General features: G+C 61.7%; 12 protein-coding genes. 6 read left to right on the top strand and 6 right to left on the bottom strand.

All coding sequences use genetic code 11. The features are described 5' to 3' along the window. The first annotated feature begins 16 nt into the window (after nt 1–16). On the top strand, nt 17–1,084 hold the full coding sequence (locus K0B93_RS11630) for a transporter substrate-binding domain-containing protein (RefSeq protein WP_219867366.1): 1,068 nt from the start codon (nt 17–19) through the stop codon (nt 1,082–1,084). Nucleotides 1,085–1,123: 39 nt separating this feature from the next. On the opposite strand, the gene K0B93_RS11635 is transcribed toward K0B93_RS11630, so the two are convergent. Both K0B93_RS11635 and K0B93_RS11640 read right to left on the bottom strand, forming a co-directional pair. Beyond that, on the bottom strand, nt 1,124–2,650 hold the full coding sequence (locus tag K0B93_RS11635) for a flavin-containing monooxygenase (protein ID WP_219867367.1): 1,527 nt from the start codon (nt 2,648–2,650) through the stop codon (nt 1,124–1,126). A 94-nt stretch (nt 2,651–2,744) separates the two neighbouring features. Beyond that, the gene (locus K0B93_RS11640; protein WP_228743360.1) at nt 2,745–3,509 is read right to left on the bottom strand and encodes an SGNH/GDSL hydrolase family protein; all 765 of its coding nucleotides are present in this window, start codon (nt 3,507–3,509) and stop codon (nt 2,745–2,747) included. Nucleotides 3,510–3,703: 194 nt separating this feature from the next. Here K0B93_RS11640 and K0B93_RS11645 point away from each other — a divergent pair, with 194 nt between their 5' ends. After that, the gene (locus K0B93_RS11645; protein WP_219867368.1) at nt 3,704–4,732 is read left to right on the top strand and encodes a histone deacetylase family protein; all 1,029 of its coding nucleotides are present in this window, start codon (nt 3,704–3,706) and stop codon (nt 4,730–4,732) included. 10 nt (nt 4,733–4,742) lie between these two features. Here K0B93_RS11645 and rlmE read toward each other — a convergent pair whose 3' ends face one another. Next, nucleotides 4,743–5,363, bottom strand: coding sequence for a 23S rRNA (uridine(2552)-2'-O)-methyltransferase RlmE (gene rlmE / locus K0B93_RS11650; RefSeq protein WP_219867369.1), 621 nt, complete (start codon nt 5,361–5,363; stop codon nt 4,743–4,745). 156 nt (nt 5,364–5,519) lie between these two features. On the opposite strand from rlmE, the gene K0B93_RS11655 reads away from it, so the two are divergent. Next, complete coding sequence (locus K0B93_RS11655) at nt 5,520–6,254, top strand: TrmH family RNA methyltransferase (protein ID WP_219867370.1); 735 nt, start codon at nt 5,520–5,522, stop codon at nt 6,252–6,254. Nucleotides 6,255–6,367: 113 nt separating this feature from the next. After that, complete coding sequence (locus tag K0B93_RS11660) at nt 6,368–7,030, top strand: transglutaminase-like domain-containing protein (RefSeq protein ID WP_219867371.1); 663 nt, start codon at nt 6,368–6,370, stop codon at nt 7,028–7,030. Nucleotides 7,031–7,143: 113 nt separating this feature from the next. On the opposite strand, the gene ahpF is transcribed toward K0B93_RS11660, so the two are convergent. Together ahpF and K0B93_RS11670 are read right to left on the bottom strand one after the other, a co-directional pair. After that, the gene (ahpF, locus tag K0B93_RS11665) at nt 7,144–8,730 is read right to left on the bottom strand and encodes an alkyl hydroperoxide reductase subunit F (protein WP_219867372.1); all 1,587 of its coding nucleotides are present in this window, start codon (nt 8,728–8,730) and stop codon (nt 7,144–7,146) included. Between the two features lie 177 nt (nt 8,731–8,907). Next, complete coding sequence (locus tag K0B93_RS11670; RefSeq protein WP_219867373.1) at nt 8,908–11,625, bottom strand: HAD-IC family P-type ATPase; 2,718 nt, start codon at nt 11,623–11,625, stop codon at nt 8,908–8,910. A gap of 121 nt (nt 11,626–11,746) precedes the next feature. Here K0B93_RS11670 and K0B93_RS11675 point away from each other — a divergent pair, with 121 nt between their 5' ends. Beyond that, nucleotides 11,747–12,469, top strand: coding sequence for a DUF3581 domain-containing protein (locus K0B93_RS11675; RefSeq protein WP_219867374.1), 723 nt, complete (start codon nt 11,747–11,749; stop codon nt 12,467–12,469). A gap of 48 nt (nt 12,470–12,517) precedes the next feature. Beyond that, complete coding sequence (locus tag K0B93_RS11680; RefSeq protein ID WP_219867375.1) at nt 12,518–12,994, top strand: peroxiredoxin; 477 nt, start codon at nt 12,518–12,520, stop codon at nt 12,992–12,994. Nucleotides 12,995–13,096: 102 nt separating this feature from the next. Here K0B93_RS11680 and ahpC read toward each other — a convergent pair whose 3' ends face one another. After that, nucleotides 13,097–13,660 (bottom strand): alkyl hydroperoxide reductase subunit C, encoded by a 564-nt coding sequence (ahpC, locus tag K0B93_RS11685; RefSeq protein WP_219867376.1) that lies wholly within the window; start codon nt 13,658–13,660, stop codon nt 13,097–13,099. Between the last annotated feature and the right edge of the window lie 148 nt (nt 13,661–13,808).

The raw sequence follows: 13,808 nt of genomic DNA on the forward strand, positions 1-13,808 counted from the left end.
ACGGTCGCCAGCTACTATGCTCAAACGGATTCTGTCCTGTGTTTTTCTGCTCGCCCTCGCAACCGCCGGCCAGGTTCATGCCGCCGATCCATCCCTGAAAGTGGGCATCACCGAGGTGCCACCGTTCGTCATGCAAACCGAGGACGGTCGGTGGGAAGGCATCAGCATTGACCTCTGGCGAACCGTGGCGGCGGGAATGGAGCGGGAATTCGAGTGGGTGCCCATGGCCTTCAGTGACTTACTGAGCGCCACCGAAAATGGCGAGATCGACGTCGCCGTTGGCGCCCTGACCATGACCGCCGACCGCGAGGCGCGCTTCGACTTCAGTCACCCGTTCTACCAGACCGGGCTGTCGATCGCAGTCCCGCCGCAACCGGAGCAAAGCCTGTTTGCCAGCCTGAAGGCGCTGATCAGCTGGCAGTTCGTCAGTGTGATCCTGGCCCTCGGCGCCCTGCTGCTGGCCGTGGGCTTTGTGCTCTGGCTGGTGGAACGGCGGCGTAACCCGGAGCAGTTCGGCGGTACCGCCGCCCAGGGCATTGGCTCGAGTTTCTGGTGGGCCGCGGTAACCATGACCACGGTGGGCTATGGTGACAAGGCGCCGGTGTCCTTTGCCGGCCGGCTGATCGCCCTGGTCTGGATGTTTGCCGGTTTGATCATGGTGGCCAGTTTCACCGCAGCCATCACCTCGTCGCTGACCGTCAGTAACCTGCGCACCGGCATCCAGGGTGCCGATGACCTGCCCGGCAAGGTCGTTGCCACCATTAACAACACGGCCAGTCAGCGCTATCTGGAGGGGCAGCGGATCCGTTACCAGACGTATCCGGACCTGACCTCCGCCATGGTGTCAGTGGCCGAGGGCGACACCGATGCCATCGTCTACGATCGCGCACTGCTGCAGTACCGGAACCAGCAACTCGGGCCGCAGCGACTGACGATTCTGCCCGGGATTTTCGCCGAGCAGCTCTATGCGCTGGCACTGCCCGAAGGTCGCCCCCTCAGGGCAAAGGTCTCCCAGCAGATTCTGCGCATGACCGAGTCCGAGGACTGGCGTAGCGTCCAGTCCAGCTACCTCGGCTCTGAGTAAAACCCGGGGCGGGCGTCGTCGGCTCGGCGTCCGGACCGGTCAGGATCCGAACAATGCAGACCGCAACGGTTTCAGGAACCCGCCCGATTCCCCGACGCTGGCATGGGTCCGCTTGCCGTCGAACTCCAGGACACCGTCCTCGATGGGCTCGAATCGGAGGATCTTCACGTCCTCCAGATAGTTTTGGGAGGCCTTCCACGGGCCGTGGGTGCCCTGGCGGGGCAGTTTGTCTGCGGCTCGCTTCACGTAACCGGCGTTGAGCGAACCGAGGATGGTGTCCTCACCCCGGCTGTTCTCGGTATCGCGGGCCATCACCACCCGGTAGCCCCGCTTGTCCATCAGGTTCATCAGCCGACACAGGTACTCGGCGGCAATGTCCACTTTCAGGGTCCAGGAGATGTTGGTGTAGCCAAAGATCAGGCCGGCGTTGGGCATGCCCTCGACCATCACATTCTTGTAGATGACCTTGTCCTTCATCACCACCGCCTGGCCATCCACCGTCGGCTTGATGCCGCCCAGCATCTGGATCTCCAGGCCGGTGGCCGGAACGATGATATCCGCCTCCAGTTCCTCGCCGGATTTCAGGCGAATTCCGGTTTCGGTGAAGCGGTCGATGTGATCCGTGGCGATGCTGGCTTTGCCGGTCTTCAGGGCGGTGAACAGATCGCCGTCTTTCACGACACACAGGCGCTGGTCCCAGGGATCGTAATCGGGGGTGAAATGCCGCATGTCGGCTTCACCATTCAGCTGACGCTTGATGATCCCCAGGAACATCCGGCGCATGAGCCTGGGACTCTTGCGGGATCGCAGGTACAGGAAGCGGGAGATCGCCACATTGCGGGCCCGGGTCAGCTTGTAGGCCAACGAATCCGGCAGAATTTTCTGCAGGCCCAGGGCCAGCTTATCGGTGGACGGCAGGGGCATGAGATAGGTCGGGGACCGCTGGAGCATGGTCACGTGGCCGGCCTGCTCCGCCAGCGTCGGCACCAGCGTAATGGCTGTGGCACCACTGCCAATGACCACGATCTTCTTGCCAGCGTAGTCCAGGTCTTCGGGCCAGTACTGGGGATGCACCATCTGGCCCTTGAACTCGTCTTCACCCGGGAAATCGGGCTTGTAGCCGTGGTCATAGTTGTAATAGCCGGTACAGCCGATCAGGAAATTCGCGGTGTAGGTCCCGGTCTCGCCGGTGGCTTCGGTTTCGGCGGTGACCCGCCAGCATTTGTCGACACTGGACCAGTCCGCGGCTTTCACCGCCAGGCCGTACCGGATGTGGCGTTCGACATCGTGTTCCTGTGCGGTTTCCTGCACGTATTGCTTGATCGACGCGCCATCCGCCAGCACCTTGCCACCCACCCAGGGCCGGAAGTTGTAGCCGAAGGTGAACATGTCGGAATCGGACCGGATACCGGGGTAACGGAACAGGTCCCAGGTTCCTCCCAGGGACTGGCGGCGCTCGAGAATGGCAAAGGACTTGCCCGGGCACTCCCGACTGAGGTGGCAGGCCATTCCGATTCCGGATACACCGGCGCCAATAATCAGGACATCAAAATGTTGCTCATTCATAAGCGGCCTATCGACTCCCTCGTTGTTGTTCCGATCACGCATCTGGAATCAAGATAGCCCAGGCGGGCGAAGGTGGGAACTGGCCGGACCAGTCTTACGGGGCCGTTGTTTGAGTCAGTTCACATATAACCGTGGCCGAATGCTCGGCCCAGACCCGGTAGGCATCCGCGCCGGGGTGAAAACCATCGGCTGCCATGTAGCCGGGTTCGGGGGGAAAGCCCACCGACAGGAACCGGGTGCCGGCCCGGTGGCGGCAGAAATCTTCCAGCAACCCGTTGAGTTGCCGGGCGCGCAGACCCAGGTACCAGCGCAGGGGCTGGGGCAGCGCCGGAAACAGGTGCATGGGCGGAATGGCCGTGAACAGGGTATGGCTCACGAAAAAACGTTCGGCCAGCTGACCGGACAACTCGTCCAGGTGTTTCAGCCATTGCCGATCACGTGTCCGGCCGGTGACGTCGTTCACGCCGATGGACACCAGCGCCACATCAAAACGGGCTTCCGGCTCCTGGGCCAGCGCCCGGACCACATCCCCGGATGTCCGACCGGTCTCCGCCAGCAATCGCCACTGCAGCCGGAATCGCCGCCCGAGCTGCGCCGCCAGCCGACCCGCCAGTGCCTCACTCTGGCTGGGCACCCCGACTCCCGCCGCCGCGGAATCACCGACAATCAGCAGCCGGAGTTCGGGGCCGGCGCCGATCACGCCGTCCCGCTCTCCTTCCGGCTCTGGCAGACGCGGCGTCACCCGGCGAACATAATGGCCCTGCCCGATCAGGATCGGGCCGAGGGCCAGCGTCGACAGCGGATAGAGCATGGCAGCCAACTCAGCCGTGATGGCCAATCGGGCCGAAACGACGGTCATTTCCCATGATGCGATCCTCTTCTTCCGGGGGGGGACTGGATGATAGTCCGTGAACAACGGGATTTCCTGACTTTAGCCGACATGCCCGGGATTAAAAAGCGCCGGGCTGAGCGGTCGGGATCCGAATGTCGGATTTGAGCCATATTCCGCCCTGTGCCACAGTCAGGGGCCATTCACCCGGGAACACCCAGCCTATGAAAACCGTCTTCTCTCCCCTGCACAGCCGTCGCGCCGTCAAAACCGAACTGGATGGCGGGATTCTGATTGCGCCCCACGAAAAGCCGTCCCGGGCAGAAACCATCTTGGCCCGGGTCAAAGCGCAGGCCCTCGGAGAGGTTCTGGAACCGGAGGAATTCGGGCTGGATCCGGTCAAGCGGGTGCACAGCGAGGACTATGTTGCCTTCCTGGAGAGTTGCTGGGCGGACTGGATCGCCGCGGACAAACCCGGGGAAGCCATCCCGGCGGTCTGGTGCGGGCGTGGCATGCGGGCCAGGGTTCCAAAGGACATTGATGGCCGCCTCGGCTACTACAGCTTTGCGGCCGAAACCTCCATTTCCGACGGTACCTGGGAGGCAGCCCGGGCCTCGGCAAACGTCGCACTCACGGCACAGAAACTGGTGGCCGGAGGGGAGCGGGCCGCGTTCGCCCTGTGCCGGCCTCCGGGGCATCATGCCCACGCCGATCTTTTCGGTGGGTACTGTTTCTTCAACAACGCCGCCATCGTCGCCCAGGCGTTCCGGGATCAGGGCGCCGAGCAGGTGGCCATCCTTGACGTCGACTTTCATCATGGCAACGGCACCCAGGCCATTTTCTACGATCGCAGCGATGTGCTTACCATCAGTCTGCACGGTGACCCGGACCTGGTGTTTCCGCACTTTCTGGGCTTCGAGGATGAAACCGGCGAAGGCGAGGGCGAGGGCTTCAATCTCAACCTGGTGTACCCGCCCGGCACCCCCTATGCCATCTGGAGCCAGGGCCTGGAAACGGCCTGCGAGCGGATCGCCGGGTTCCGGCCGGATGCGCTGGTCGTCGCTCTCGGCGTCGACACCTTCGAGGACGACCCGATCTCTTTCTTCAAGCTGAGATCGGAGGACTACCTGAGTCTGGGCCGGCGACTCGGAGCCCTGGGCCTGCCGACAGTGTTCACCATGGAGGGCGGTTATGACGTGGAAGCCATTGGCGTCAATGCCGTTAATGTCATGCAGGGATTCGACGCAGCCTGAAGGCCGGATCTCAGCCTTTGAATCCCTTGCCGAGCAGGTAGACTTCCCGGGAACGGGCACGGGACGAATCCGGCTTGCGCACTACGACCTTGTCGAAGACCGCCCGGACTGATTTCAGGTACTCGTCGTAACCTTCGCCCTGAAACACCTTGGCCAGGAAGCTGCCCTTGGGCTTGAGCACCTGGCACGCCATATCCAGCGCCAGTTCCACCAGGTACATGGACGAGGCCTGGTCCGCCACCGTCACGCCACTGATGTTCGGGGCCATGTCGGAAATCACTACATCCACCGGGGTATCGCCCAGGGTCGCCATGATCTGATCGAATACCTCGTTCTCGGTAAAGTCACCCTGAATGAATTCCACCCCGGCGACCGGATCCATGGGCAGGATGTCGGAGGCGATGACCCGGCCCTTGTGGCCCACCAGTTTGGCCGCAACCTGGGACCAGCCGCCCGGGGCCGAGCCCAGATCCATCACCACCATGTTGGGATGAATCAGGCGGTCCTTCTTGTTGATCTCCAGAAGTTTGTAGCTGGCCCGGGAGCGATAGCCGTCCACCTGCGCCTGTTTCACGAAGGGGTCGTTCACGTGCTCTTCGAGCCAGCGGTTGCTGCTTTTGGATCGGGCCATAGGAACTCATCAGTAGGGAAGAAACCAGTGACCTATTGTACGTGGCGCGCCAACGCCCGGCAAAATCCTGACAACGGCGTCCGGCGCACGTACAATCGGTGCACCTTGAGCCGGGCCGGCTCGGGACGATCTCACGGGCACTAGCGGGCGACCATCGTGAACTTGAACGACATCAGGAAACTGCACCAGAAAAAATACCGCCAGGCCTTCGGGCATTACCTGGTCGAGGGTGAGCATCTGGTGCTGGAGCTGCAAAAGGCCGCCAGCAGCCAACCCGCGCTTGAGGCAGCCGAGCTCTACGTTACCGACGCCTACGCACACTGGCAGAGCCCGTTCAGGACGCATCTGGTCAGCGAACGTCAAATGGCACAACTGGCCGACACCCGGACCCCGCAAGGAATTCTGGCGGTGGTCCCCATGCCCACGCCGGACCCCGGCCGGGTCTCACCGGCGCCGGGGGAAAAAGCAATCTACCTGTACGAAGTCCAGGATCCGGGCAACCTCGGCACCATTTTGCGGACCCTGGCCTGGTTTGGTGGCTTTCGCTGCCTGCTCAGCCCCGGCAGCGTCGACCCCTACAACCCGAAAGTGGTGCGCGCGAGCATGGGTGCCCTGTTCCATGTTCCCATCGCCACCGACGTTGCCCTGGCCGAACTGGGCAATCATTATGCCCGCATTGCCTGCCTGGACCTGAATGGCTCAGCGCTGACGTCAACGGCGTTCCGCCAGCACGACTGCTACCTGTTCGGTAACGAGGCCCGGGGAGTGCCCCGGGAAGCTCTCGATCAACTGAAGGCCGCGCCCTACACTATCCAGGGACGCGGAGACATTGAGTCCCTGAATCTCGCCACCTCGGTCAACATCTGTGCCTACGAGCTGGTCCGGGGATAAACGCGCGGCCGGCCCTGAACGTTTTCGGCATTGATTGTGGTGGATATCGTCATTGCCTGTAGCTTGCTAATTGGCGAGGATTGGGCCCTGATGCCCCAATCCGGATGACACTTATGGATGCCTATCTCCAGCCCAGCGCCTTCTTTGACTATGACCAGCCCGAGCTCAAAGCCTGGATAGCCGCCCAGTTGGAAGGCGTACCCGAGCATCCGGTGGAACAGATCAAGGCGCTGTACCTCGCGGTGCGGGACGGCGTCAGCTACAACCCCTACGTGTTCCGTACCGACCCGGAAACCTTCAGTGCCAGCCACGCGCTGACCAGCGGCGAAAGCTACTGCATTCCGAAAGCAGTCCTGTTGGGCGCGGCCGCCCGCGCCATCGGCATTCCCAGCCGGCTTGGCCTGGCGGATGTCCGCAACCACCTGTCCAGCCCAAAGCTGATCGAGTGGCTGCAGTCTGACATCTTCCGGATGCACGGTTTTATTGAACTGCACCTGAACGGGCGCTGGGTGAAAGCCACTCCGGCGTTCAACCGGCAGCTGTGCGAACTGATGAACGTGGAACCGCTGGAATTCGACGGCCTGCACGACTCCGTCTTCCAGGAATTTACCGACTCAGGCGAGGCTCACATGGAGTACGTGAACGATCACGGCGTTTTCGACGACGTTCCCCACAACTTTATCGTATCCGGCATCCAGGATGCATACCCACACCTGTTCGGTCAGGACAGCCTCTCGGCGGCGCGTACCAGCCTGGAAGCGGATCTCGGCCGGTAACCATGGTCCGGAACCGGGATTCCGAACAAGCAAGTGCCAAGGCGCCAACAAAAAAGGCACCGGATCGCTCCGGTGCCTTTCACTCTCATCATCAGGACGCTTTACAGGCAGCCTTACGCGGCCTCGTCCTCATCGTCTTCCACGGAGTTACGGATCAGGAAGTCGAACGCGCTCAGCGCCGCTTTTGAACCCTCTCCCATGGAGATCACGATCTGCTTGTAGGGCACGGTGGTGGCATCGCCAGCCGCGAACACACCCGGAATGGAGGTCTCGTTGCGGTCGTTCACGATGATCTCTCCATGCTGGCTCAGCTCGATATCGCCTTTCAGCCACTCGGTGTTCGGCACCAGCCCGATCTGGACGAACACCCCTTCCAGGGCCACGTGGTGCTCTTCACCGGTGGTGCGATCCTTGTAGTTCAGGCCGCTCACCCTGCCATTCTCACCGGTGATTTCGGTGGTCTGGCCGGAGGTGATGATTTCCACGTTCTTCATGCTGCGAAGTTTCTTCTGCAGGACGTCGTCGGCGCGCATCTCGGCTCCAAACTCGATCAGCGTAACGTGACCGACGATACCGGCGAGGTCGATGGCCGCTTCCACACCGGAGTTACCGCCGCCAATGACCGCAACGCGCTTGCCCTTGAACAGCGGGCCGTCGCAGTGCGGGCAGTAGGCCACGCCCTTGTTCCGGTATTCTTCCTCGCCCGGAACGCCCAGCTGGCGCCAGCGGGCACCGGTGGACAGCACCAGTGTGCGGGCTTTCAGGGATGCCCCGTTGGCCAGACGGATCTCATGGGGCAGGCCCCGCCTGGCCGCCGGAATCAGTTTCTCGGCCTGCTGCATGTTCATGATGTCGACGTCGTATTCCTTGACGTGCTGCTCCATGGCGGCAACCAGTTTAGGGCCCTCGGTGTAGGGCACGGAAATCAGGTTCTCGATACCCATGGTATCCGCAACCTGACCGCCAAAGCGCTCGGCGGCGATACCGGTGGAGATGCCCTTGCGCGAAGCGTAGATGGCCGCAGACGAACCGGCCGGGCCACCGCCGATCACCAGCACCTCGAAGGTGTCCTTCTGGTTGATCTTCTCGGCTTCTTTCTCGTCGGACCTGGTGTCCAGCCGGGCAACGATCTCTTCCAGGGTCATCCGGCCCTGCCCCCACGCCTCACCGTTCAGGTAAACGCTGGGAACCGCCATGACCTCGCGCTGTTCGACTTCGTCCTGGAACAGGGCACCATCGATGGCCGTGTGCTTGATGTTCGGGTTCAGCACACTCATCAGGTTAAGGGCCTGGACCACATCCGGGCAGTTCTGGCAGGACAGGGAAAAATAGGTCTCGAATTCGAACGAACCGTCCAGTTCCCGGACCTGCTCGATCACTTCCTGGGAGGCCTTGGACGGATGACCACCGACCTGCAGCAGTGCCAATACCAGGGAGGTGAACTCGTGCCCCATGGGAATGCCCGCAAACCGGACGCCAATGTCCGAGCCGGCACGGTTGATGGCGAACGACGGACGACGGACGTCGTCAGCGTCTTCGGTCCGGAGGCTGATCTTGTCGGACATGGGCTCGATTTCCTCGAGCAACTGCTTCAGCTCCTGGGACTTTGCGCCGTCATCGTAGGCTGCCACCAGCTCAATCGGCTGCTGCAGTTTCTCCATGTAGGCTTTCAATTGCTCCTTGATACCGGCATCCAACATGTACGCTTTCCTCTTCGGTTAAGGTGAAACCAAGTCACTGAATTTCAAACGGACTGTAAATTTGATGTAGGGAACGATAAGGGCTGGAGGGTCAAGCCTCAAATTGATTGGCCCAAACTAAGTGATAGGTGTTTGCTATATCGCCGGAGCTTACCATTAAATATACCCTGATATCGCTCACCCGGCGTGCTGCCAGATCCGCAGGCGGAGCTGCTTCTCCAGCTCCACCAATACAAACAGCAATGCCCCAGCCAGAAGAATCAGCAGCCACCCTGACATCGGCACCGGTTCCGTCACGAACACAGCCTGCATCACCGGCACATAGGTAATGCCCAGTTGCCCGAGCGCAACCAGGACAATGGCCAGCCAGACGGTCCAGGTGGCGCTGAGTTTCTGCCAGGTCAGCGCCACCGTCTCCATGTTGCGGATGAACAGCAGATGAAAGGCCTCCATAACCACCAGGGAATTCATCGCCATGGTCTGCGCCAGTGCCACCGAATGTCCCTGCCCGATGGCGTATCGGTGAACGCCGAACACCCCCAGGAGGATCAGAACGGTCACCACAACAATATGCCAGACCAGAGTCCGGGACAGCAGTGGCTGTGACCGGTCCCGCGGCGGTCGTTGCATGGTATCTCCCGCGCTGCGCTCGAAGGCCAGGACTATGCCCAGGGTCACCGTGGTGACGGTATTCACCCAGAGAATCTGTATCGGCGTGATGGGCAGGGCCAGACCGGCCAGCAAGGCCAGAATGATGACCGAGGCCTCTCCGGCACTGGTCGGCAGGGTCCAGCTGATGACCTTGCGGATGTTGTCGTGGATTGTTCGCCCTTCCCGAACCGCAGCCGCAATTGAGGCAAAGTTATCATCCGCCAGCACCACTTCCGAGGCCTCCTTGGCGGCCTCACTCCCTTTGCCTCCCATAGCGATGCCAATGTCCGCCCGTTTCAGGGCCGGCGCGTCATTCACGCCGTCGCCGGTCATGGCCACGGTCTGCCCAAGGGCCTGCAGCGCGTTCACCAGCCGCAGCTTGTGTTGCGGGCTGGTGCGGGCAAAGACATCGGTTTCGGCAACCTCCAACGCCAGTTGCGCGTCGCTCAGCCGATCCAGATCACCACCGGTCAGAAGGCGGTCGGGTTTTTTCAGCCCGACCTGGCGGGCAACTGCCATTGCGGTCGCGGCATGGTCACCGGTGATCATCTTTACCCGTATGCCGGCAGTGTGGCATTCGGCGACCGCCGCGATCGCCTCGGCACGAGGCGGGTCGATCAGACCCACCAGACCCAGGAACACGAGACCATCGTCGAGGTCTTGCCGTTCCAGCACCACGTGACTTGCTTCAACCGCACAGGCCGCAAGCGCCAGAACCCTCTGGCCCTGCTCGGCCACTGAGGCGACCTGGGCCTGCCACCAGGGCAGGTCCAGCGGCTCATTCGTGTTCCCTCCGGAGCGCTGAAACCGACACAGGGCCATTACGGTCTCGGGGGCCCCCTTGACCAGAATGAAGGCGTGGTTCTCGTGATTGTGGTGGAGCGTGGCCATGAAACGGTGCCGGGTGTCGAAGGGAATCAGATCCGTCCGGGACCAATGCCGACGCAGCTCCGCGGGTTCCAGACCGGCCCGGGCCGAAAACGACAGCAGCGCGCCTTCCATCGGATCGCCTTCCACCAGCCACCGCCCGTCCTGGTTTTTCAGTTCCGCGTCGTTACACAACCCGGCAACCCGCGCCAATTCCGCCAGAAGGCCACAACGGCCGGCATCGATGACCCGCCCCTGCTCCAGGACGGCACCGTCGGGGCCATAGCCGTCACCCTCAACAGCAAAACGACGTCCGGCCGTGATCACCGTGATCACGCTCATTTCATTGCGGGTCAGCGTGCCGGTCTTGTCGGAACAGATTACCGACACGGCACCCAGGGTCTCGATCGCCGGCAAACGCCGGACAATGGCGTTGCGGGCCGCCATCGCCTGGACACCCACGGCGAGGGTGATGGTCAGAACCGCCGGCAGGCCCTCGGGAATAGCAGCGACGGACAGGCCCACAACCGCCATCAGCAGATCGGCAAAGTCATAATCCTGCCACCAGTGCCCGTAGATCAGGAGCCCGGCCGCCACGGCCAGGATGAACAGGGTCAGCCACCGGGCGAACTCCTGCATCTGCGCCACCAGCGGTGTCGTCAGTTGTTCGACACCCGCCAGCAACTCTCCGATGCGTCCGATTTCCGTCCGGTCCGCGGTCCCTATCACCACGCCCATGGCCTGGCCGGCGGTCACGGTCGTTCCGCTGAACGCCATGGAACTGCGATCCCCAAGGGCGGCGCCACTGGCGACCGGCTCCGTCTGCTTCTCCACCGGCACCGACTCGCCGGTGAGCATGGCCTCCTGGATAAACAGGTCGTGGGTTTTGAGCAGTCGGAGATCCGCCGGCACCTTGTCACCGGCCTCCAGCAACACGATATCGCCGGGCACCAGCTGGTCTCCATTGACGGTCTGGCGATGACCCGCCCGGATCACCGCCGCCCGCATGGCCAGCATGCCCTGTATCCCCTGCATCGCTTTTTCCGCCCGACCCTCCTGAAGATCGCCAATCACTGCATTGGCCAGCACCACGGCCAGAATAACGCCGGTATCCAGCAGGTGACCCAGTGCCAAGGTAGTCAGCGCGGCGCCGAGCAATACATAGATCAGGACGTTGTGAAACTGCCTGAGGAATCGGGAAATCCGGCCGGGCCTCGGCGGCTCCGGCAGTCGGTTGGCGCCATGGCGCTGCAGACGCCGGACGACCTCCTCTGCCGACAGGCCGGACCGGGTCGCTCCGAACGCGGTCAGAACCTCTTGCCGGGGCAGCGCATGCCAGGATTCGGACGGGGGCACATCAACCTCCTTGATTGCCATGTACCGCCAACATTCACTTTAGGACGAATAGAGCATGTTGGTATTGATGCGACTCAACTATCATAGGGCGAGACGCTAGGCTCCATTGGCCTTTTTACCCTGCGACCAGACAAGGCAGCACATGTTTCTAGACCGTTTTCATACCATTCAGAATGGCCGCATCCACATCACTGCGCTGCAAGCCAGCCGGTTTGCCAAGGAAATAGCCGGGGACTTCAATCCGATACACGATCCCGATGCCCGACGTTTCTGCGTGCCCGGTGATCTCCTGTTCGCGGTCGTACTGTCCCGGTTCGGGCTTTCCACCAACATGACGTTCCAGTTCCGCAGCCTGCTGGGCGATAACGTCCCGCTGGAATTCCGGGAGCCCGCCGAGGGCACCATCGAGGTCTGCGACGAGAACGGCAAAGTCTACCTTGAGGTCACCCGAAGCGGCGCCAATACCCGGGACGACAGCGTCATCGAGGATTTCACCCGCTGCTACGTGGCGGCCTCCGGAAAAAACTTCCCCCACACGCTGCAGCCGCTGATGGAATCGACGGGCGTGATGTTCAACCCGGATCGCCCGATGGTCATGTACGAGAGCATGAGCCTCGCCCTCGATACACCGGATGCCGCCGAGCCGGAACTGGAACTGCACAACGCGGAGCTGGAAGCCAACGGCAAGCGCGGGAACGTCACCCTGGAATACCGGCTGCTGTCTGATGGCAAGCCGGTCGGTGATGTCGCCAAACGCCTGGTCGTGGGCGGCCTGCGGCCCTATTCGCCGGACGCCATGGCCGGGGTCCTCGAGGAATTCTACCGGCTCAAGGCCCGGGGCGCCGACTACGGCAGCAACGTGTGACTGAAACCAGCGAATCAATAATCCAGGACAACAGCGGAGGCGCGCACAATGGCGATTCAGGTAGGTGAACGGGTACCGAACATCGAACTGCAGGTAATGGGCAGCAACGGCCCGGAAAAGATCAGCACCGGCGAACTCTTTGCCGGGAAGAAGGTGGTCGTATTCGCCGTCCCCGGCGCCTTCACACCCACCTGCTCAGCCGCCCATCTGCCGGGGTTTGTCGTCAACGCCGACCAGATCAAGGCCAAGGGTGTGGACAGCATAGTCTGCACCTCGGTGAACGATGCCTTCGTGATGGATGCCTGGGGCAAGGCCAGCAACGCCGAGGAAATCGTGATGCTCGCCGATGGCCTGGCCGAGTTCGCCACCGCCGTGGGTCTGACCCAGGACCGGACCGCCACCAAGATGGGCATTCGTAGCCAGCGCTACGCGATGATTGTGGACGACGGCGTCGTCACTTGGCTTGAGGTGGATGAAAAAGGCCTGGAGAAAACCAGCGCCGAAGCCATCCTCGCCGCCCTTTAAGCCCCTCCAAACGCAACGAACCCCGGCCGGACCGGGGTTCGTTTGCAGTATCGGGCCCGCAACGCAGGCCCGTGCCCTTTCGTTTCGCCTGAGAAGGGAAACTTAGATCTTGCCAACCAGGTCCAGGGACGGTGCAAGAGTCTCTTCGCCTTCTTTCCACTTGGCCGGGCATACTTCGCCGGGGTGGTTACGAACGTACTGGGCCGCTTTTACCTTGCGCATCAGGTCGTCAGCATCACGGCCAATGCCTTCGGCAGTGATTTCCATCGCCTGGATAACGCCATCCGGATCGATCAGGAAAGTGGCACGATCCGCCAGGCCCTGACCTTCACGCATCACACCGAAGTTGTTGGTGAGGGTGCCAGTCTGGTCGCCAACCATGTAGTAGTTGATCTTACCGATGGTCTCGGACGCGTCGTGCCACGCCTTGTGGGTGAAGTGCGTGTCGGTAGACACGGAGAACACTTCAACGCCCAGCTTCTGCAGTTCTTCGTACTTGTCAGCTACGTCGCCCAGCTCGGTCGGGCAAACGAACGTGAAGTCGGCCGGGTAGAAGAAAAAGACGGCCCACTTGCCCTTAACGTCGGCTTCGCTGATTTCAACGAACTCGCCCTGTTTGAATGCGGTTGCGTTGAACGGTTTGATCTCGCTGTTAATGATGCCCATTAAAGCTAACTCCTTGTTGATGGATTCACGGATAAATGAATTAACGGCGCCCAAGTTAATGATTTTGGGTGCCCGGATAAAATTGATAATTCCCAAACCAAAGATAGGCATTGCCTATTTTGGCCGGAGGCCCGGCCAAGCCCCCATA

Source organism: Marinobacter sp. F4218, from assembly GCF_019443085.1.
Classification (GTDB): Bacteria; Pseudomonadota; Gammaproteobacteria; order Pseudomonadales; family Oleiphilaceae; genus Marinobacter; species Marinobacter albus.

Coding starts and splice junctions, on each gene's coding strand:
- K0B93_RS11630 (WP_219867366.1), top strand. CDS start 17: ATGCTCAAACGGATTCTGTCCTGTGTTTTTCTGCTCGCCCTCGCAACC.
- K0B93_RS11635 (WP_219867367.1), bottom strand. CDS start 2,650: ATGAATGAGCAACATTTTGATGTCCTGATTATTGGCGCCGGTGTATCC.
- K0B93_RS11640 (WP_228743360.1), bottom strand. CDS start 3,509: ATGACCGTCGTTTCGGCCCGATTGGCCATCACGGCTGAGTTGGCTGCC.
- K0B93_RS11645 (WP_219867368.1), top strand. CDS start 3,704: ATGAAAACCGTCTTCTCTCCCCTGCACAGCCGTCGCGCCGTCAAAACC.
- rlmE (WP_219867369.1), bottom strand. CDS start 5,363: ATGGCCCGATCCAAAAGCAGCAACCGCTGGCTCGAAGAGCACGTGAAC.
- K0B93_RS11660 (WP_219867371.1), top strand. CDS start 6,368: ATGGATGCCTATCTCCAGCCCAGCGCCTTCTTTGACTATGACCAGCCC.
- ahpF (WP_219867372.1), bottom strand. CDS start 8,730: ATGTTGGATGCCGGTATCAAGGAGCAATTGAAAGCCTACATGGAGAAA.
- K0B93_RS11670 (WP_219867373.1), bottom strand. CDS start 11,625: ATGGCAATCAAGGAGGTTGATGTGCCCCCGTCCGAATCCTGGCATGCG.
- K0B93_RS11675 (WP_219867374.1), top strand. CDS start 11,747: ATGTTTCTAGACCGTTTTCATACCATTCAGAATGGCCGCATCCACATC.
- K0B93_RS11680 (WP_219867375.1), top strand. CDS start 12,518: ATGGCGATTCAGGTAGGTGAACGGGTACCGAACATCGAACTGCAGGTA.
- ahpC (WP_219867376.1), bottom strand. CDS start 13,660: ATGGGCATCATTAACAGCGAGATCAAACCGTTCAACGCAACCGCATTC.